The organism is Bacillus sp. FSL H8-0545 (genome assembly GCF_038006105.1).
Classification (GTDB): domain Bacteria; phylum Bacillota; class Bacilli; order Bacillales; family Bacillaceae_G; genus Bacillus_A; species Bacillus_A cereus_U.
In genome coordinates this window covers 3,829,287-3,847,754 of record NZ_JBBOUO010000001.1, presented here as the reverse complement: position 1 = coordinate 3,847,754, position 18,468 = coordinate 3,829,287, and the positions used below count along the sequence as shown (strand labels likewise).

Sequence of the window (18,468 nt, the reverse complement as noted above, 5' to 3'; positions counted from 1 at the left end):
CTCACATGAAAATGAACAAAATGGGTCAATTTAATAACAACAAAAGAAATTGCTTTATAGGCTACGCTTATTGAGAAAGGTGGATTCTTATGCTAGATTTTACCTGGAAGTTTTTCTCCAAAACAGGAAGCATTGAAACGTATTTGCTTTTGAAAGAAATGGAAAAAGACGTAAACGATGAGATGGATCAACATGAAGAGGAGTTAGCGCATCTAGACTCTCCAATTTCTTGACCCGTTTTGTTCAAACCTTGGATGGTGACGAACATGTTTCAAAAAGTTGAGGGCATTGTCATCCGTACAACAGATTACGGAGAAACAAATAAGATTGTTACAATATACTCACGGGAATTTGGTAAGATAAGTGCAATGGCAAGAGGGGCGAAAAAACCGAAGAGTCGGTTAGCGGCTATTTCGCAACTTATGACACATGGTCATTTTCTTATTCAAATTGGATCTGGACTTGGAACTTTGCAACAAGGCGAGATTATTTCATCTATGAAAGAAATTCGCGAGGATATATTTTTAACTGCTTATGCATCATTTATTATCGAATTAACTGATAAAGCAACAGAAGATAAGAAGCATAATCCGTATTTATTTGAAATGTTATATCAAACGTTGCATTATATGTGTGAGGGTGTTGACCCAGAAGCATTATCATTAATTTATCAAACGAAAATGCTTCCGGTATTAGGGATGCACCCGTACTTTGATACATGTGCTATTTGTCATCAAGAAACAGATTTTGTCGCCTTCTCTGTCAGGGAAGGCGGTTTTCTGTGCTCGCGTCATGCGGAACAAGATCCGTATCGTATTCCGGTGGGAGAGGCTGTTCATAAATTATTACGTCTCTTTCTTCACTTCGATCTACACCGGCTCGGTAATGTATCGGTGAAGGATAGTACAAAAAAACAAATGCGCACAGTATTGAATACATATTATGATGAATATTGTGGGATTTATTTGAAAACAAGGCGTTTCTTGGAACAACTTGATAAGTTTCAAATATAAAAAGGGCCGTATACGGTCCTTTTTACATACTTTCTTTTTCGAATAGCATATTTAGTATATAATATTTAAGAGATAGTATAACTTTTTTCGTTGTGCATTAAAGGTGGTGATTATCATAGAGCTGAATAAACGGCAAGAGCATATCATTCAGATTGTAAAAGATCACGGTCCTATTACAGGGGAGTCAATTGCTGGGCAATTGGGTTTAACACGTGCAACGCTAAGACCAGACTTAGCAATTTTAACGATGGCTGGTTATTTAGAAGCGCGTCCACGTGTAGGTTATTTTTATACGGGTAAAACCGGGGGACAGCTATTATCTGAAGCTGTTAAGAAAATTAAAGTGCAAGATTATCAATCTAGACCGGCTGTAATTGATAAAAATGTATCAGTATACGATGCAATCTGTACTATGTTTCTAGAGGACGTTGGTACATTATTTGTTGTAGATCAATCTACTTTATTAGTTGGCGTTGTATCTCGTAAAGATTTATTACGAGCTAGCTTAGGAAAGCAGGATTTAACCTCTCTTCCGGTTAATATTATCATGACAAGGATGCCAAACATTGCGATGTGTCGCAGGGAGGATTCTTTATATGATATTGCGATGGAATTAATAGAAAGACAGATTGATGCGATGCCGGTTGTGAAGGATACGAAACAAGGTTTAGAAGTGATTGGGCGAATTACAAAAACAAATATTACACGTGCGTTTGTAAATTTAGTAAATAACGAATAAGTGTAATTTGTTTAAAGTGAGGTAATGTAATGGATAATAAAATCGTATATGTCGTATCTGACTCTGTAGGAGAAACGGCTGATTTGGTTGTTAGAGCGGCAATGGGACAGTTCCCATTCGCTCCTGATATTAGACGTGTACCGTATGTAGAAGATACAGGGACATTAAAAGAAGTAATCTCGATTGCCAAGAGCAATCAAGCGCTTATTTGTTTTACGTTAGTAAAGCCTGATATGCGTCAATATTTATTGACAGAAGCGGCAAAAGAAGGAGTAGAGGCATACGATATTATCGGACCTCTTATCGATCAAATTGAAGGAATTACAGGGCAAGTACCAAGGTATGAGCCAGGTGTCGTTCGAAGATTAGATGAAGAGTACTTTAAAAAAATTGAAGCGATTGAATTTGCAGTTAAGTATGATGATGGTAGAGATGCACGTGGTATTTTAAAAGCTGATATCGTGTTGATTGGAATTTCACGTACATCAAAAACACCACTTTCACAATATTTAGCGCATAACAAACGTTTGAAAGTTGCCAATGTACCACTTGTACCGGAAGTGGATCCACCTGAGGAATTATATCAAGTGGCAAAAGAGAAATGTTTCGGTTTGAAAATCATACCGGATAAGTTAAATCATATTCGAAAAGAACGATTGAAATCACTTGGATTAAGTGATGGAGCAACATATGCAAATATTAATCGTATTCAAGAAGAACTTGGTCATTTTGAGGAAGTAATTAATAAAATAAATTGTCAAGTGATTGATGTATCAAATAAGGCGATTGAAGAAACAGCAAATATTATTGTGAATGCAGTGCAAAACCAAAAAATGTTTTAGCACATTTACCAAAGGTGAATGTGCTTTTTTCGCTCGTGAGAAGGCGGTAGAGGAAGATGCGAAGTAGAGCATGGACTTTCGGCTTAGTAATAGAATATAGCGGAATGGTTATACTTATATTCTTCTGTTTTTTTTATTATGCTAAAGGAACGATTTCGTTATCTTTAAATGTAAGATGAAAATTAAAGGGATATGTAGCGTAGTTGAAGAAAATATATTATAATAAAAAATTGTGATAAAAACCTATATTTTACGTTTAGACTTTAATTTTTCAGAATAAACTAGGGATAGGATTTTCGAAAAAGACATGTATTTACGTTAAATCGACAAAATCTAGACAAGAAAACGCACATTATGGAAGGATTCACAGAAGGGATGTAGAATACAGAAATATGCAAAACATCAGTAAGATATTATTTGATGCAGATGCGTATCCCGTGAAGAATGTAATTGTGCAAGTTGGAACAAAATTTTATGTCGAAATTTTGTTTGTCGCATCCTATGCTCATCGTTCAAGAAAACAGCAAGGCAATTGGGTCTATGTAGATTCTGAGCAAGATGAAGTGGATTGTTATATTTATCAACATGCAAAAGCTACAGATCTCATGATCATACAGGTTATAGTGCTTGCTAGTCTTCTTGTGAAAAAGGAGTATATGTATTGTCTCCAAGAGATACATTTGTAACAGATGAGCAAATGGATACAATTTTATATAGTAGTATGTATCTGCGAATTTACGCAGACTGGGGACTTATACGAAAGGTCCAAAATCGTTTACACAATGTGATCGACAGTACTTTCTAACAAATTCAGAAAAATATTGTCGAATTATAAAGGAATCTTTTAATTTATATCGAATACAAAATACGACACGGAGATGGATTTATGGGGAACAGAATTCCCGAAGAAGTTGTTGAACAGATTCGGACATCATCTGATATTGTAGAAGTGATTGGTGAGTATGTTCAACTTAGAAAGCAGGGACGTAACTATTTCGGTCTTTGTCCATTTCATGGTGAGAATTCTCCTTCGTTCTCTGTTTCATCTGATAAGCAAATTTTTCATTGCTTCGGATGTGGAGAAGGTGGAAATGTATTTTCTTTTCTTATGAAAATGGAAGGACTTGCTTTCACCGAGGCTGTTCAAAAGCTTGGCGAAAGAAATGGAATTGCAGTTGCAGAATATACATCAGGGCAAGGACAACAACAACAAGAAGACATATCTGATGACACTGTCATCATGCAACAGGCTCATGAACTTTTGAAAAAGTATTATCATCATTTATTAGTAAATACAGAAGAAGGAAATGAAGCACTTTCATATTTATTAAAACGTGGTATTACAAAAGAGATGATTGAGAAATTTGAAATTGGTTATGCATCACAAGCTTGGGATGCAGCAACGAAAATTTTACAAAAAAGAGGTTTGTCGCTATCTAGTATGGAACAAGCTGGCCTTCTTGTAAGAAGTGAGAAGGATGGCAGTCATTATGACCGCTTCCGCGGAAGAGTTATGTTTCCGATTTATACTTTACAAGGTAAGGTGATAGCGTTTAGTGGAAGGGCGTTAGGAGATGACACTCCGAAATATTTAAATAGTCCTGAAACACCGATTTTTTACAAAAGTAAGCTGTTGTATAATTTCCACCAAGCAAGGCCGTTTATTAGAAAACGTGGGCAGGTTGTCCTTTTTGAAGGCTATGCCGATGTACTAGCTGCGGTGAAAAGTGGTGTGGAAGAAGCTGTTGCGACAATGGGAACAGCCTTAACTGAAGAACAAGCGAAACTTCTGCGACGTAACGTTGAAACTGTTGTTCTTTGCTATGATGGTGATAAAGCAGGGCGAGAAGCGACGATGAAAGCAGGGCAATTACTATTGCAAGTTGGTTGCCAAGTGAAAGTTACATCCTTGCCAGATAAGCTTGACCCTGATGAATATGTGCAACAATATGGGACAACCGCTTTTGAAAATCTTGTGAAATCAAGTATAAGTTTTGTTGGTTTCAAAATAAATCATTTGCGTTTAGGGAAAAATTTGCAAGATGAGTCTGGCAAAGAAGAATATGTAAAAAGTGTTTTAAAAGAGTTATCATTGCTACAGGATGCGATGCAGGCGGAATCATATTTAAAATCATTATCGCAAGAATTTTCGTATTCAATGGAAACACTTTTGAATCAATTGCACCAATATCGCAAAGAACAAAAGGTACAGCAAAAACAAATAAAGCAGGTTTCTAAGCCATCTCAAATTGTTCAAACGAAGCCGAAGTTAACAGGTTTTGAAAGGGCAGAAAGAGAAATTATCTACCATATGTTGCAAAGTGCAGAAGTGACAGTACGTATGGAACCTCATATAGAAGATTTTTATACAGAAGAACATAAAGGGATTTTATATGAACTATACGCATATTATGAAAAGGGAAATGAACCTTCAGTCGGAACATTTTTAAGTTGGCTCTCTGATGAAAAGTTGAAAAATATTATCACTGATATTTCGACGGATGAATTTATTAATCCAGAGTACACAGAAGAAGCGTTACAAGGTCATTTGGAGGCGTTAAGACGCCATAAAGAGAAACTTGAAAAGATGGAAATTATCTTTAAAGTAAAACAAATGGAAAAAACAGATCCTGTAGAGGCTGCTAAATATTATGTGGCATATTTACAAAGTCAAAAAGCAAGAAAATAGCTTTTTCGATAAAATTTTAGTATAATGAATGTTTGTATCTCGCGTAAGGAGGGGAACAGATGGCTGATAAACCAGCTCGTTCTAAACAAATTGAAACTGAAATGACCCTTGAGCAAGTGAAAGAACAACTCACTGAGCTTGGAAAAAAACGTGGCGTTCTTACATATGAAGAGATTGCAGAACGCATGAATGGATTTGAAATTGAATCCGATCAAATGGATGAATACTATGAATATTTAGGTGAACAAGGGATTGACTTAGTTGGTGACAATGACAACGACGAAGGTCCTAATAATCGCCAAATTACAAAAACGGAAGAAGAGTTTGACCTTAATGATTTAAGTGTGCCACCAGGTGTGAAAATCAATGACCCTGTTCGTATGTACTTAAAAGAAATTGGTCGAGTTGACTTACTATCCGCTGAAGAAGAAATTCGACTTGCAACGCGTATTGAAGAAGGCGATGAAGAAGCGAAACGCCGTCTTGCAGAAGCAAACTTACGTCTTGTAGTAAGTATTGCAAAGCGCTACGTGGGCCGCGGTATGCTTTTCTTAGACTTAATCCAAGAAGGAAATATGGGTCTAATTAAAGCGGTTGAAAAGTTCGACTATCGTAAAGGTTTTAAATTTAGTACGTATGCAACTTGGTGGATTCGCCAAGCTATTACACGTGCGATTGCAGACCAAGCGCGAACAATTCGTATTCCAGTTCATATGGTTGAAACCATTAATAAGTTAATTCGTGTACAACGTCAATTATTACAAGATTTAGGACGCGAACCATCTCCTGAAGAGATTGGTGAAGAAATGGATCTTGCTCCAGAAAAAGTACGCGAAATCTTAAAGATTGCACAGGAGCCAGTTTCTCTTGAAACACCAATTGGTGAAGAAGACGACTCCCATTTAGGTGACTTTATTGAAGACCAAGAAGCAACATCGCCTGCGGACCATGCAGCGTATGAATTGCTAAAAGAACAATTAGAAGATGTGTTAGATACACTAACAGATCGTGAAGAAAATGTTCTACGTCTTCGTTTTGGTTTAGATGATGGACGAACTCGTACACTTGAAGAAGTTGGGAAAGTATTCGGCGTAACGAGAGAACGTATTCGTCAAATTGAAGCGAAAGCACTTCGCAAATTAAGACATCCGAGCCGTAGTAAACGTCTTAAGGATTTCTTAGAATAGGTTATTTTAAGTTTACTTCACGATTGTGAAGTAAACTTTTTTCTTTTGTTAATTTTTGTTAAACTTTATCTATCGGCAACGATTACAATTTCTTGTAATTTATTTTACAGAATTGTCTTTTGATTTGCAAATGCTCATTTTTCGATTTTTCGATTAATTTTGTTTATTCTTTACAAAATAATATGTAGAAAAGTAAAAAATATGATGAGAAACGTTAGTAATTATCGAAATAATATGCGATAAAATAGTGAAAATCAATAAAATGAATTTACGGAATATTTTTAATAAATGGTAGTTTACTCTTTTCTGCTAGAGTGTTTTCAAGTACAATATAAATGACTGAATCATCTAACTATTTAGGGTTATAGAGGGGGGAGAAGAGATATGAAACGTAATCCGTTGATTCCGTTCGCTCTTATTGCAGCATTAGGTATTATCGTTATGTTTGTATTTTCATTTCAGGGGATAAATAAATCTAAAGAGTTAGCTGATGCAAAAAATGGCGGGAAACCAGCACAAACAGCATCAAAGCCAGAGGATATTGTAAAGCAAAGCTGTACGAGCTGTCATGGTGATCAGTTACAAGGGGCGGTAGGACCTAATTTACAAAAAATTGGTGGGAAACTTTCGAAAGATGAAATTAAAGAAGTTATTTCAAAAGGAAAAGGAAATATGCCGCCAAATATAGTTCCAGCTGATCAAGCGGCAAAAGTAGCTGATTGGTTATCGAAGAAAAAATAAAGTGAAACTTTAATCAGTGGGGGGTTCATCCCCATTGATTATTAGCCTTCACCAATCGGGCGTTTACGGGCAGTTGGTCTCCCACCTAACTTCTTTGTTCTAGCCGAATTTTGAGGTGGGAGTCTTACTGCCCGTTAATGCGGGATAAAGTATAGAAAAACAAGCCTTTTGCAAAAAGCAAAAGGCTTGTTTTTCTATACTATCTAAAATACGATTAGTAATAGAGAATTGAAGTATTGTTATGGACTTGCAACAACTACTATAAATTCATTATCATGGAGACAGACTGACAAGAGAAGGAGTAATGGAAATACATGAATGAAGTAAAGCTTTCGAAACGATTAGAAGAAGTTGTGAGGGAGATTCCGGTAGGCTCTACAGTAGCTGATATTGGATCGGATCATGCGTATTTACCGTGTTATACAATTATAAATAATATTGCTACAAAAGCAGTTGCAGGAGAGGTTGTAGATGGACCGTTTCGCTCTGCACAAGCAACTGTAGCTGAAAGTGGCTTACAAGATAAAGTAGACGTTCGTAAAGGGAATGGATTAGCTGTTATTACACCAGGAGAAGTAGATGTTATTACGATTGCTGGTATGGGTGGAGCGTTAATTCGTGACATTTTAGAAAGTGGTAAAGAAAAATTAGAAGGTGTAACACGTTTAATCTTACAGCCGAATATTGCAGCACACCATATTCGTGAATGGTTTATTGAAAATGGATGGGAGCTTATCCGTGAGAAAATTGTAATAGAAGACGGAAAGATTTACGAGATTTTAGTCGGAGAGCGAGGAGATACAGCAGTACCTTACTCTGAAAATAAACAAGCTGAATTGTTTATGGGTCCATTTCTAATAAAAGAAAAAAGTGAAGCTTTTGTTGAAAAGTGGGAAGGAGAATTGAAAAACTTCCAAAATATTTTAAAACAGTTAGAGCGTGCAGCAGAGTCTGAAGAGACAAAAGCGAAGCGTGCAGAAATAGATGCGAAAATGAAAATGATAGGAGAGGTTTTATCATGAGTAAAATTCCGAATGGCCATGAAATTATTTCTTTGTTTGAAGGTATGTATCCGAAGCATTTAGCGATGGAAGGGGATAAGGTTGGCTTACAGATTGGAGCGCTTAATAAACCTGTGCAGCACGTATTAATCGCGTTAGATGTAACTGAGGAAGTTGTGAACGAGGCGATCCAATTAGGAGCGAATATCATTATAGCGCACCATCCTTTAATCTTTAATCCATTAAAAGCGATTCATACGGATAAGGTGTACGGAAGAATTATTGAAACGTGTATTAAAAATGATATTGCGGTGTATGCAGCGCATACAAATGTAGATATTGCTAAGGGCGGGGTAAATGATTTACTTGCTGATGCGTTAGGGTTACAAAATACAGAAGTATTAGCTCCTACATATGCAGAAGAAATGAAAAAAATTGTTGTATTTGTTCCAGTAACCCATGCAGAAGAAGTGCGCAAAGCTCTTGGAGATGCGGATGCAGGTCATATCGGTAATTATAGCCACTGTACGTTCGGTAGCGAAGGGGTAGGTACGTTTATCCCTAAAGAAGGTACAAACCCTTATATCGGAGAAACTGGACAGTTAGAACGTGTGGAAGAGGTACGTGTCGAAACGATTGTTCCAGCTTCATTACAAAGAAAAGTTATTAAAGCGATGTTGGCAGCCCACCCATATGAAGAAGTGGCATATGATGTATATCCGCTTGATAATAAAGGGGAAACTTTAGGTCTTGGTAAAATAGGGTATTTACAAGAGGAAATGACACTTGGTCAGTTTGCTGAGCATGTGAAACAATCATTACATGTGAAGGGTGCAAGAGTTGTTGGAAAGTTAGATGATAAAGTGCGTAAAGTAGCTGTACTTGGTGGTGACGGTAATAAATATATAAACCAAGCGAAATTTAAAGGGGCAGATGTATATGTAACAGGTGATATGTATTATCATGTTGCTCATGATGCGATGATGCTTGGTTTAAATATAGTCGATCCAGGGCATAACGTTGAAAAAGTAATGAAGCAAGGTGTACAAAAACAATTGCAAGAAAAAGTAGATGCAAAGAAATTCAATGTACAAATTCATGCTTCGCAGTTACATACAGATCCATTCACGTTTGTATAAGAAAAATAAAAACCGTTGCTCATGTAGGCAACGGTTTTTTGTTATTGTTGTTTTTTTACTTTTACACGTGGCAATATCTTTTGAAGTGGTACATTTCGAGTTCTATCCCATGTAGCTGGATTCATCGGGTCATATTGGTCTAAGAAAGCAATAACTTCTTTTGTGATTGGCGTTGGAGTAGAAGCACCCGCTGTAACTGCAACGTTTTCGATACCTTGTAGCCACTCTAATTGGATTTCACTTACGTCTGCAACGCGGTATGCTTTCGTACCAGCGATTTCTTGTGATACTTGTGCTAAACGGTTTGAGTTGTTACTTTTCGGATCGCCGACAACAATTGTTAAATCTGCAACATCAGCTTGTTTAGCAACAGCTTCTTGGCGAACTTGAGTTGCTAAACAAATTTCCTTGTGGAATTCTGCTGTTGGGAATTTTTTCTGAATGTCCTCCATTAAATGTTGAACATCCCATTGACTCATTGTCGTTTGATTCGTAACTAAAATTTTATCCGTTGGGATTTCTAATGTTTTTAAATCGTCAGCTCTTTCGATAAGATGAACGATATCAGGTGCAATACCAACTGCGCCTTCTGGTTCTGGATGATTTTTTTTGCCGATATAAATGACATGGTATCCTTCAGCTTTCTTTGCTTCAATAAGGTCATGTGTTTTTGTAACATCTGGGCAAGTTGCATCAATTGTCGTTAAACCTTTTGCTTTTGCACGTTGTTTAACTTCTGGAGAAACACCGTGTGCAGTGAAAATAACAGTACCAGAATCGATTTTATCTAAAATTTCTAATCGACTTGGACCGTCTAATGTAATGATGCCATCCTCTTCGAAAGCATCTGTTACATGCTTATTGTGAACAATCATACCTAAAATATAAATGGGTCTCGGTAATGATTTATCTAATGCGGCGTTACGTGCAATAACCATCGCGTCAACAACGCCGTAGCAATAACCACGAGGGGAAATTTTAACAATCTTCATGTGAGTAATCCTCTCCTTCTAAACAAGGGATACTTTTGTGCATAGTCCATTACATTATAAAGGAGGAGGAGATAGAAAACAAAGGATTGTTACACATATAGTTTTGGTTTTGTTGCTATTTGTTGAACAGGCTCTTCTGGTAATTCTTTTTCTATTATGGGTTCAATCACAATTTTTTTTCTTTTTCTCTTTTTTGGTGGAGGAGTTGGAGTGGCTACTTCAACTTCTCTAGGTTGGTCTTCAATTTGTTTTTCCTCCGTGCTTTTTCCAGAGGTGAGGATTTTGACGATATTTGGTAGACTACGCATAATTGGACCGTATTGCTCGACGACAGGTCCTACAGATTGAACAACTTGGGATACTTTTTCGATATTATTTATCATATTAGTTGGATTCGAAATTAGATTCGAAAGAAAGCTTCCGATGCCGCTGCTAGATGTTGCCGCAGCTGCAGTTGTTGCGACGCCGCGCGTGTCATTGGATTCATACATTTGAGGTGGTATCATTTGTTGAGGATGTTGCTGCATATACGGTTGATATTGCTGTGAGTATTGCTGTTGGTATTGCGGTTGCTGGTACATCATCGGTGGCCCATCTGTTTGCCGATAGGGAGGGACCATTTGCATGAAAGGCTCCGTAGGATCGTGTTTTTTAAAGAGTTTAGAAAGAAAACTTTTCTTTTTTTGTGCCATCGGTGGTAGTTGTGGAATTGGGTATGGTGTATAAGAATGATGTCCTTGATTAGGATGCATTTGCCCTATTGGGGATTTCGGATACATATGAGAAATCCTCCTTTCTTCAGTTAGGTATATACACATACAATATGCAATGGAAGGAAAGAAGGTTAGTTTTTGAGATAAAAACCTAAACTAAAGATGGATTTTACTTGTAGATTTCGATATAATGTAGACTTGACTGATTTGTGCGCAGTAGAAATTTTAGAAAGAAGGTGTAACTTATGACACTACAAACTTTTACACAGTATGATTTTAAACCATTTTTAATAGATGCAGTTCGTGAACTACGCTTTACAGAGCCAACAGGAATTCAAAAGAAAATTTTCCCGGTCGTGAAAAAAGGTGTGAGTATAATTGGACAATCCCAAACTGGTTCTGGGAAAACACATGCATACTTACTTCCTACATTAAACAGAATTGATGCAAGTCGTGAAGAAGTACAACTTGTTATTACAGCGCCTACTCGTGAGTTAGCACAACAAATTTACGAAGAAATTGTGAAACTAACAAAGTTCTGTGCAGAAGATCAAATGATTACAGCACGCTGTTTAATTGGTGGAACTGATAAACAACGATCAATTGAAAAGTTGAAAAAACAACCTCATATTGTAGTTGGAACGCCAGGACGTATTAAAGACTTAGTAGAAGAAAAGGCGCTATTTGTTTATAAAGCGGATACTATTATTGTCGATGAAGCGGACTTAATGCTTGATATGGGATTCATTCAAGATGTAGATAAAATTGCGGCACGTATGCCTAAAAATCTGCAAATGTTAGTTTTCTCTGCAACAATTCCTCAAAAATTAAAACCATTTTTGAAGAAATATATGGAGAATCCAGAACATATTCATATTAATCCGAAGCAAGTTGCAGCAGGAAATATTGATCATTACCTTGTGCCTTCAAGACACCGTAATAAAACTGAATTAGTGAAAAATATGCTACTTCAATTTAAACCATATTTAGCAATTGTCTTTACAAACACAAAGAAGAAGGCTGACGAAGTAGCCGATGGATTAGCAGAACGTGGGTTAAAAGTAGGACGTATACACGGTGATTTATCACCACGTGATCGTAGAAAAATGATGAAACAAGTTCGTGATTTAGAGTTCCAATACATTGTCGCAACAGATTTGGCGGCACGCGGTATTGATATTGAAGGAATTAGCCATGTTATTAACTATGAACTTCCATCAGATTTAGACTTCTTCGTTCACCGCGTTGGAAGAACTGCACGTGCGGGTCATTCAGGTATTGCGGTAACGATTTATGATCCAGCAAATGAAGAAGCGTTAGATAGTTTGGAAAAACAACGTCATATCGAGTTTAAGCATGTAGATTTACGCGGAGATGAATGGGCGGATTTAGGTGACCGTCGTCGTCGTAAGAGCCGTAAAAAACCAAATGATGGACTAGATGTTATGGCAACAAAAGTTGTTAAAAAGCCGAAAAAAGTAAAACCAAACTATAAACGAAAACTTGCAACAGAACGTGACAAAGTGAAGAAAAAATATAGCAATAAAAAAAGATAAGGGATTTCCCTTATTTTTTTTTATCTCACTACTTGAGAGAAAGTCGATTAATGCAGACTAATAATTAGTGAGGGGTAGAAAAAACGTTGACTAAAGCTTCACTTTATTGGGTTAATTTAAGTATAGAGTGCAGACTGTTTAAATAGTCAGTTTAATTTATGTAGTGCCTTTTGTGTGAACAAACAATTCGCTACATATTTCTACAAATTATGCTATCATTATATCTATTGTATATTGAAGAGGTGATTGTATGTTAAAGATAGGATCTCATGTTTCAATGAGTGGTAAGAAGATGTTATTAGCAGCAAGTGAAGAGGCTGTTTCATACGGTGCAACAACGTTTATGATTTATACAGGTGCGCCACAAAATACACGAAGAAAACCAATTGAAGAATTGAATATAGAAGCAGGAAGAAAACATATGGAACTAAACGGTATTGAGGAAATTATCGTCCATGCTCCGTATATTATTAATGTTGGGAATACGACGAAACCTGAGACGTTCCAATTAGGTGTTGATTTTCTGCGTATGGAAATTGAAAGAACGGCAGCGTTAGGGGTAGCAACACAAATTGTTCTTCACCCAGGAGCTCACGTTGGTGCAGGAGCAGATGCTGGTATTCAACAAATTATTAAAGGGCTTAATGAAGTAATAACGCCAGAACAGACGGTTAATATTGCGCTAGAAACGATGGCAGGAAAGGGAACAGAATGCGGTCGTAGTTTTGAAGAAATTGCGAAAATTATTGATGGTGTGAAATATAATGAAAAACTATCTGTATGTTTTGATACGTGTCATACGCATGATGCAGGTTATGACCTTGTAAATGATTTTGACGGTGTGTTAAACGAATTTGATAAAATTGTTGGGATAAATCGTTTACAAGTACTTCATATTAACGATAGCAAAAATGTACGCGGAGCTGGAAAAGACCGTCATGAGAATATTGGTTTTGGTCATATTGGCTATAAGGCATTGCATCACATTGTGCATCACCCACAACTTACGCACGTACCAAAAATTCTTGAAACGCCGTATGTAGGTGAAGATAAAAAAGATAAGAAGCCACCATATAAATTAGAAATTGAAATGCTGAAAAATGGTACTTTTGATGAAGGAATTCTTGAAAAAATTAAAGCGCAATAAGGAGGGGATTTTCCCCTCCTTATTTTAGTAGTTGTTGAAATAAAGTATTTACTTGTTGGGCAGTAGCAGGGGAGGTTACTTTTGCTATTTGTTTTAAGAGCTCTAGTCGTTCGTTATTGTCGTAAATGTTAATATTTTTTCCCTTCATAAGTAAAACAATTTGATCAGCTTGCGCAGTCGTAATTGAAACTTCATATTCTTTACTATATTTCAATAACTCTTTTGTAGAAATATGATTTAATTTTTTGTTCACAATTTGTTTAATGAGGTTCATCGTGTTGTCCTCCTTCACACGTTCTTCTATCGAAATATATGTAAGCATAGCTTGTACATATTCGTATCAAGGTGCATTTTTTCAATGGGGAAAAGAAGCTTATGTTATAATATAAGAACGAAACTATAGATAAAGAGTATAAGGAGGACTTATGGAGAAAAAGCAACATCGAAAAGAAAGTGTTATTCATCTTGTATATCGTTTAGTTATGATTGTCTTTGGGGCAGCGTGTGCGGCGGTAGCGATTGAACTATTTTTAATGCCAAATAAAATTATTGATGGTGGAATTATTGGTATTTCTCTTATATTAGATTATCTTACTCCTAATATTTGGTGGTTAAGTTTTTCTACTTTAGTTGTTATCCTCAACATTCCTTTTATGTACTCCGGATATAAGCAAATTGGAAAAACATTCATGTTATCTTCAGCATTTGGAATTGTAGCTTTAGCATTTATTGAATCAACGTTGCACGCTATCCCGCCATTTACAACAGAGCCGATTTTAGCAACAGTTTTCGGCGGTCTTATTTTAGGGATTGGTGTAGGACTTGTTATTCGTCATGGTGGATCGTTAGACGGGACGGAGATTATGGGAATTCTATTAACAAAGAAATTACCATTTTCTGTTGGTGAATTCGTAATGTTTGTGAACTTATTCATTTTTGCATGGGCAGCATTTGTTTTTGGTGTTGAACAAGCGATGTATTCTGTTATGACGTACTATATCGCATTCAAAACAATTGATACGGTAATTCAAGGATTAGACGAAACGAAAGCAGTTTTAATCGTATCGGATCAATATGAGGAAGTATCAAATGCAATTTTACACCGCCTTGGTCGTGGAACAACAAAACTTGTTGCTAAAGGTGGCTATACAGATAAAGAAAAAGAAGTTATTTATGCAGTTGTAACACGTCTGGAAGTGACGAAGTTAAAATCAATTGTGCATGAAATTGATGAAAACGCATTTGTTACGATTATGAATACACAAGAGACAAATGGTGGTAAGTTTAAATCAGCAATTCACTAAAAAGTTAATTGTAATATCTTTTGAAAGCAGAGAATTCTTCTCTGCTTTTTGTTATAATAATAAGGTTTCTTGAAATAAAGAATATATTTTAGGCAGATTGGTTTACAACTATAATAAGCTGTACTATAATTCAAATAGAGATAAATCGGAATCATTCTGAATTAAAATAGGTGAGATGATATGAATAATATATTGGAAATAGAAGGATTAACGTTTCGATATGAAGATCGCAACGTGTTAGAAGATATTAATTTGCAAGTTCCGAAGGGAGCTTTTTTAGGTTTAGTTGGACCAAATGGTTCAGGGAAATCGACTTTACTTAAATGTTTATTGGGTGTTTTAAAACCAAAGCAAGGAAGTATTAGATTGTTTGGCATTGATAGTAAGAAATTTAAAGAGTGGAATAAAGTTGGTTATGTATCCCAAAAGGCAAGTAGTTTTAACTCAGGTTTCCCAGCAACTGTTTTTGAAGTTGTTTCAATGGGGCTCGTTTCGAAAAAGGGGCTTTTTCGCTTTTTTACGAAAGACGATAATGCGAAAGTAGAAAAAGCGATTGCTGATGTAGGTATGAGTGAGTTTCAAGGTCGCAACATTGGAGAACTTTCTGGTGGACAACAACAGCGTGTATTTATTGCTCGTGCACTTGTAAGTAATCCGGAATTGCTTATTTTGGACGAACCTACTGTTGGAATCGATGTGAAAAATGTGGAAAGCTTCTATGAGATACTAGAGGATTTAAACAAAAGGCTAGGGATCACGTTAATTCTTGTTACGCACGATATGGGTGCTGTAACAGAGAAGGTGACGCATGTTGCATGTTTAAATCAGCATCTACATTTCCATGGGAATGTAGAGAAATTCCGAGAGTTAGAAGATGCAGAAATGTCGATTTTATATGGGCATCATGTTCATCGCTTAGAACATGAACATGGGCATCACGGGAGGATATAATGATACAGGATTTTTTACAATATGATTTTTTACGTAATTCTTTATACGCTGGTGTTTTAATTGGGCTTGTCGGACCACTTATCGGCGTGTTCGTTGTAATTCGCCGCATGTCGCTTATTGCGGATGCATTAAGTCATGTGACGTTATCAGGAATTGCAGCCAGTTTATTACTTGAAAAGACAATCTTTACTGGAGGGTTTTTAAACCCTTTATATATGGGAATGTTTTTTTCAATCGGTGGAGCATTGCTAATTGAAAAATTACGTACTGTATATAAACATTATCAAGAGTTAGCAATTCCGATTATACTTTCAGCAGGGATGGGGATTGGAGTTATCTTCATTTCACTTGCTAATGGATTTAATACGGATTTATTTAGTTATTTATTTGGTAGTGTAAGTGCTGTGACAAGTGCAGATTTAATTATTATTGGTATAGTAGCAATTGTAGTTATTATAACGATTGTTTTATTATACAAAGAGTTGTTTTTACTATCATTTGATGAGGAATACGCTGTATCAACCGGTTTGAGTGCAAAGTGGATTCACTTTATTTTCATTATATTAGTTGCTCTTGTAATTGCGGTATCAATGCGTGTTGTAGGTGTTCTTCTCGTATCATCTTTAATGACGTTACCAGTTGCAGCAAGTATTCGTATTGCAAAAGGATTTAAACAAACAATTTTCTTTTCCATTTTATTTGGTGAAATTGCAGTAATTGGTGGAATGTTTGCTTCGTATCAACTTGATCTAGCACCAGGTGGTACAATTGTTATGATAGCGGTTCTTATTTTAATCGGTGCGATTTTATGGAAGAAGAAAAAAACTGCATAAAGTAGGGATAGGTATGAATCTAACAGAAGCTTTACGCCTAATGAAGGAAAAAGGATATAAACATACGGGGAAAAGGGAAGAGATGCTAAGATTATTTGCGGCGCATAATCGTTATTTAACCGCAAAAGATGTTTTAGAACATATGAAGGATGATTATCCAGGACTTAGTTTCGATACGATTTATCGTAACTTAACGGTTTTTGCTGAAATTGGTGTTTTAGAGCAAACGGAATTAAATGGTGAAAAACATTTTCGTTTTATGTGCTCTATTATGGAACATCATCATCATTTCATTTGTTTAGATTGTGGTGGTACGAAAGAAATCACTTCTTGCCCAATGGATTTTATGAATAAAGATTTTAAAGGTTATGAGGTAACGGGACATAAGTTCGAAATATATGGTCGTTGTCCAAAATGTGCAAAATAAGAGAACTCGTCGGTTATATAACTGACGAGTTTTTAATTTAAATGTAAAAAAGGTTGCTCACAAAAATTGTGGGCAACCTTTTTTTATTGTTCTTGTTTTTCTTTTTCTTTTTCTCGTTCGGCAGCCATTTCAGCAGCGATTACATCAATTTCTTTTTTCAGTTCTTCTACCATTGTTTCTTCTGGTACTTTACGAACGACTTGCCCTTTACGGAATAATAAACCTTCTCCGCGTGCACCAGCAATACCGATGTCAGCTTCACGAGCTTCACCAGGACCGTTTACGGCGCAGCCGAGTACTGCAACCTTAATTGGAACTTTAAGTGTAGAGATGTATTCTTCGACTTCATTAGCAATGCTAATTAGGTCGATTTCAATACGACCACAAGTTGGACAAGAAATAAGTGTTGCGGCATTAGATGCAAGACCGAATGACTTTAATAGTTCACGTGCAACCTTTACTTCTTCAACTGGATCAGCACTTAAAGAAATACGAAGTGTATTTCCGATACCTTTACTTAAAATTGCTCCAAGACCAGCGGCGCTTTTTACAGTTCCAGCAAACAATGTTCCTGATTCTGTAATACCTAAATGTAATGGATAATCAAAAGCGCGAGCAGCTTTTTCGTATGCTTCAATTGCTAAGTTAACATCAGAGGCTTTCATTGATACGATAATATCGTGGAAATCTAAGTCCTCTAAAATTTTAATATGGTGCAGTGCGCTCTCGACCATACCATCAGCAGTTGGATATCCATACTTTTCTAAAATATGACGTTCTAATGAACCGGCATTTACACCGATACGGATTGGAATGCCACGCTCTTTCGCTGCATTTACAACAGCTTCTACTTTATGGCGACGTCCAATGTTACCTGGATTGATACGTACTTTATCAATGCCGCCTTCGATTGCTTTTAAAGCAAGGCGATAATCAAAATGAATATCAGCAACAAGTGGAATGTTGATTTGTTTTTTAATATCAGCAATAGCATTTGCTGCGCGTTCGTCTGGAACAGCAACACGAACAACTTGACAGCCAGCTTCTTCTAAACGTTTAATTTCAGCAACTGTAGCCTCAACATCATGTGTTTTTGTTGTCGTCATACTTTGTATAATTAATTCATTGTTACCGCCAATTGTTAAATTACCGACTTTAACTGGACGTGTTTTTGTACGTTGAGTCATTTCATTC

At 36.4% G+C, this 18,468-nt stretch carries 20 protein-coding genes; 16 read left to right on the top strand and 4 right to left on the bottom strand.

All coding sequences use genetic code 11. The features are described 5' to 3' along the window. The first annotated feature begins 89 nt into the window (after positions 1–89). The 10 genes from MHI07_RS20190 (at position 90) to MHI07_RS20145 (ending at position 9,351) form a co-directional block, all read left to right on the top strand. Positions 90–233 (top strand): YqzL family protein, encoded by a 144-nt coding sequence (locus MHI07_RS20190; protein ID WP_000883924.1) that lies wholly within the window; start codon positions 90–92, stop codon positions 231–233. Positions 234–266: 33 nt separating this feature from the next. Further along, positions 267–1,013 (top strand): DNA repair protein RecO, encoded by a 747-nt coding sequence (gene recO / locus MHI07_RS20185; RefSeq protein WP_016106175.1) that lies wholly within the window; start codon positions 267–269, stop codon positions 1,011–1,013. 106 nt (positions 1,014–1,119) lie between these two features. After that, positions 1,120–1,752, top strand: a complete 633-nt coding sequence (locus MHI07_RS20180; RefSeq protein WP_087947415.1) for a helix-turn-helix transcriptional regulator — start codon at positions 1,120–1,122, stop codon at positions 1,750–1,752. Between the two features lie 29 nt (positions 1,753–1,781). Continuing rightward, positions 1,782–2,594 (top strand): pyruvate, water dikinase regulatory protein, encoded by an 813-nt coding sequence (locus MHI07_RS20175; RefSeq protein WP_002160452.1) that lies wholly within the window; start codon positions 1,782–1,784, stop codon positions 2,592–2,594. A gap of 392 nt (positions 2,595–2,986) precedes the next feature. Further along, the gene (locus MHI07_RS20170) at positions 2,987–3,280 is read left to right on the top strand and encodes a DUF188 domain-containing protein (RefSeq protein WP_002160453.1); all 294 of its coding nucleotides are present in this window, start codon (positions 2,987–2,989) and stop codon (positions 3,278–3,280) included. A gap of 200 nt (positions 3,281–3,480) precedes the next feature. After that, positions 3,481–5,283, top strand: coding sequence for a DNA primase (gene dnaG / locus MHI07_RS20165; protein WP_002067179.1), 1,803 nt, complete (start codon positions 3,481–3,483; stop codon positions 5,281–5,283). Positions 5,284–5,342: 59 nt separating this feature from the next. Further along, positions 5,343–6,470, top strand: coding sequence for an RNA polymerase sigma factor RpoD (gene rpoD, locus MHI07_RS20160; RefSeq protein WP_000764062.1), 1,128 nt, complete (start codon positions 5,343–5,345; stop codon positions 6,468–6,470). Between the two features lie 384 nt (positions 6,471–6,854). Continuing rightward, positions 6,855–7,211: a cytochrome c550 gene (gene cccA / locus MHI07_RS20155; protein ID WP_002160454.1), complete on the top strand. Its 357-nt coding sequence runs from the start codon at positions 6,855–6,857 to the stop codon at positions 7,209–7,211. A gap of 314 nt (positions 7,212–7,525) precedes the next feature. Next, complete coding sequence (locus MHI07_RS20150; protein ID WP_016106174.1) at positions 7,526–8,233, top strand: tRNA (adenine(22)-N(1))-methyltransferase; 708 nt, start codon at positions 7,526–7,528, stop codon at positions 8,231–8,233. Continuing rightward, positions 8,230–9,351 carry a Nif3-like dinuclear metal center hexameric protein gene (locus MHI07_RS20145; protein WP_088079381.1) on the top strand — a complete coding sequence of 374 codons (1,122 nt, stop codon included), beginning with the start codon at positions 8,230–8,232 and terminating at the stop codon, positions 9,349–9,351. The genes MHI07_RS20150 and MHI07_RS20145 overlap by 4 nt, the downstream gene beginning before the upstream one ends. Before the next feature lie 41 nt (positions 9,352–9,392). On the opposite strand, the gene MHI07_RS20140 is transcribed toward MHI07_RS20145, so the two are convergent. Both MHI07_RS20140 and MHI07_RS20135 read right to left on the bottom strand, forming a co-directional pair. Beyond that, positions 9,393–10,343, bottom strand: a complete 951-nt coding sequence (locus MHI07_RS20140; protein ID WP_002111876.1) for a 4-hydroxy-3-methylbut-2-enyl diphosphate reductase — start codon at positions 10,341–10,343, stop codon at positions 9,393–9,395. Positions 10,344–10,432: 89 nt separating this feature from the next. Continuing rightward, positions 10,433–11,122 carry a YqfQ family protein gene (locus MHI07_RS20135; protein ID WP_215579680.1) on the bottom strand — a complete coding sequence of 230 codons (690 nt, stop codon included), beginning with the start codon at positions 11,120–11,122 and terminating at the stop codon, positions 10,433–10,435. Between the two features lie 179 nt (positions 11,123–11,301). Here MHI07_RS20135 and MHI07_RS20130 point away from each other — a divergent pair, with 179 nt between their 5' ends. Continuing rightward, the gene (locus MHI07_RS20130) at positions 11,302–12,612 is read left to right on the top strand and encodes a DEAD/DEAH box helicase (protein ID WP_002111874.1); all 1,311 of its coding nucleotides are present in this window, start codon (positions 11,302–11,304) and stop codon (positions 12,610–12,612) included. A gap of 250 nt (positions 12,613–12,862) precedes the next feature. Further along, a complete protein-coding gene (locus MHI07_RS20125) occupies positions 12,863–13,759 on the top strand; it encodes a deoxyribonuclease IV (RefSeq protein WP_002138366.1) in 897 nt (298 codons plus the stop codon). 19 nt (positions 13,760–13,778) lie between these two features. On the opposite strand, the gene MHI07_RS20120 is transcribed toward MHI07_RS20125, so the two are convergent. Then, positions 13,779–14,033, bottom strand: coding sequence for a DUF2624 domain-containing protein (locus MHI07_RS20120; protein ID WP_001048958.1), 255 nt, complete (start codon positions 14,031–14,033; stop codon positions 13,779–13,781). Between the two features lie 151 nt (positions 14,034–14,184). Between MHI07_RS20120 and MHI07_RS20115 the strand changes: the two genes are divergently transcribed. From MHI07_RS20115 to MHI07_RS20100, 4 genes are all read left to right on the top strand, one after another. Beyond that, positions 14,185–15,063, top strand: a complete 879-nt coding sequence (locus MHI07_RS20115) for a YitT family protein (protein WP_002015168.1) — start codon at positions 14,185–14,187, stop codon at positions 15,061–15,063. A 180-nt stretch (positions 15,064–15,243) separates the two neighbouring features. Beyond that, positions 15,244–16,014, top strand: coding sequence for a metal ABC transporter ATP-binding protein (locus tag MHI07_RS20110; protein ID WP_002111871.1), 771 nt, complete (start codon positions 15,244–15,246; stop codon positions 16,012–16,014). Beyond that, positions 16,014–16,847, top strand: a complete 834-nt coding sequence (locus tag MHI07_RS20105) for a metal ABC transporter permease (RefSeq protein WP_002160460.1) — start codon at positions 16,014–16,016, stop codon at positions 16,845–16,847. Before MHI07_RS20110 ends, MHI07_RS20105 begins: the two co-directional genes overlap by 1 nt. 13 nt (positions 16,848–16,860) lie before the next feature. Then, entirely contained in the window at positions 16,861–17,274 is a 414-nt protein-coding gene (locus tag MHI07_RS20100; RefSeq protein ID WP_002067192.1) for a Fur family transcriptional regulator, read from the top strand. Between the two features lie 83 nt (positions 17,275–17,357). Here the strand turns inward: MHI07_RS20100 and ispG are convergent, their stop codons facing one another. Continuing rightward, the gene (ispG, locus tag MHI07_RS20095) at positions 17,358–18,461 is read right to left on the bottom strand and encodes a flavodoxin-dependent (E)-4-hydroxy-3-methylbut-2-enyl-diphosphate synthase (RefSeq protein WP_161793976.1); all 1,104 of its coding nucleotides are present in this window, start codon (positions 18,459–18,461) and stop codon (positions 17,358–17,360) included. Positions 18,462–18,468 lie beyond the last annotated feature (7 nt).

Bases quoted from the DNA above. Each gene is read 5' to 3' on its own strand.
- MHI07_RS20175 (WP_002160452.1), top strand. From the start codon at position 1,782: ATGGATAATAAAATCGTATATGTCGTATCTGACTCTGTAGGAGAAACG.
- MHI07_RS20110 (WP_002111871.1), top strand. From the start codon at position 15,244: ATGAATAATATATTGGAAATAGAAGGATTAACGTTTCGATATGAAGAT.
- MHI07_RS20140 (WP_002111876.1), bottom strand. From the start codon at position 10,343: ATGAAGATTGTTAAAATTTCCCCTCGTGGTTATTGCTACGGCGTTGTT.
- MHI07_RS20100 (WP_002067192.1), top strand. From the start codon at position 16,861: ATGAATCTAACAGAAGCTTTACGCCTAATGAAGGAAAAAGGATATAAA.
- MHI07_RS20125 (WP_002138366.1), top strand. From the start codon at position 12,863: ATGTTAAAGATAGGATCTCATGTTTCAATGAGTGGTAAGAAGATGTTA.
- cccA (WP_002160454.1), top strand. From the start codon at position 6,855: ATGAAACGTAATCCGTTGATTCCGTTCGCTCTTATTGCAGCATTAGGT.
- ispG (WP_161793976.1), bottom strand. From the start codon at position 18,461: ATGACTCAACGTACAAAAACACGTCCAGTTAAAGTCGGTAATTTAACA.
- MHI07_RS20145 (WP_088079381.1), top strand. From the start codon at position 8,230: ATGAGTAAAATTCCGAATGGCCATGAAATTATTTCTTTGTTTGAAGGT.
- MHI07_RS20120 (WP_001048958.1), bottom strand. From the start codon at position 14,033: ATGAACCTCATTAAACAAATTGTGAACAAAAAATTAAATCATATTTCT.
- dnaG (WP_002067179.1), top strand. From the start codon at position 3,481: ATGGGGAACAGAATTCCCGAAGAAGTTGTTGAACAGATTCGGACATCA.
- recO (WP_016106175.1), top strand. From the start codon at position 267: ATGTTTCAAAAAGTTGAGGGCATTGTCATCCGTACAACAGATTACGGA.
- rpoD (WP_000764062.1), top strand. From the start codon at position 5,343: ATGGCTGATAAACCAGCTCGTTCTAAACAAATTGAAACTGAAATGACC.
- MHI07_RS20115 (WP_002015168.1), top strand. From the start codon at position 14,185: ATGGAGAAAAAGCAACATCGAAAAGAAAGTGTTATTCATCTTGTATAT.
- MHI07_RS20170 (WP_002160453.1), top strand. From the start codon at position 2,987: ATGCAAAACATCAGTAAGATATTATTTGATGCAGATGCGTATCCCGTG.
- MHI07_RS20135 (WP_215579680.1), bottom strand. From the start codon at position 11,122: ATGTATCCGAAATCCCCAATAGGGCAAATGCATCCTAATCAAGGACAT.
- MHI07_RS20105 (WP_002160460.1), top strand. From the start codon at position 16,014: ATGATACAGGATTTTTTACAATATGATTTTTTACGTAATTCTTTATAC.
- MHI07_RS20130 (WP_002111874.1), top strand. From the start codon at position 11,302: ATGACACTACAAACTTTTACACAGTATGATTTTAAACCATTTTTAATA.
- MHI07_RS20150 (WP_016106174.1), top strand. From the start codon at position 7,526: ATGAATGAAGTAAAGCTTTCGAAACGATTAGAAGAAGTTGTGAGGGAG.
- MHI07_RS20190 (WP_000883924.1), top strand. From the start codon at position 90: ATGCTAGATTTTACCTGGAAGTTTTTCTCCAAAACAGGAAGCATTGAA.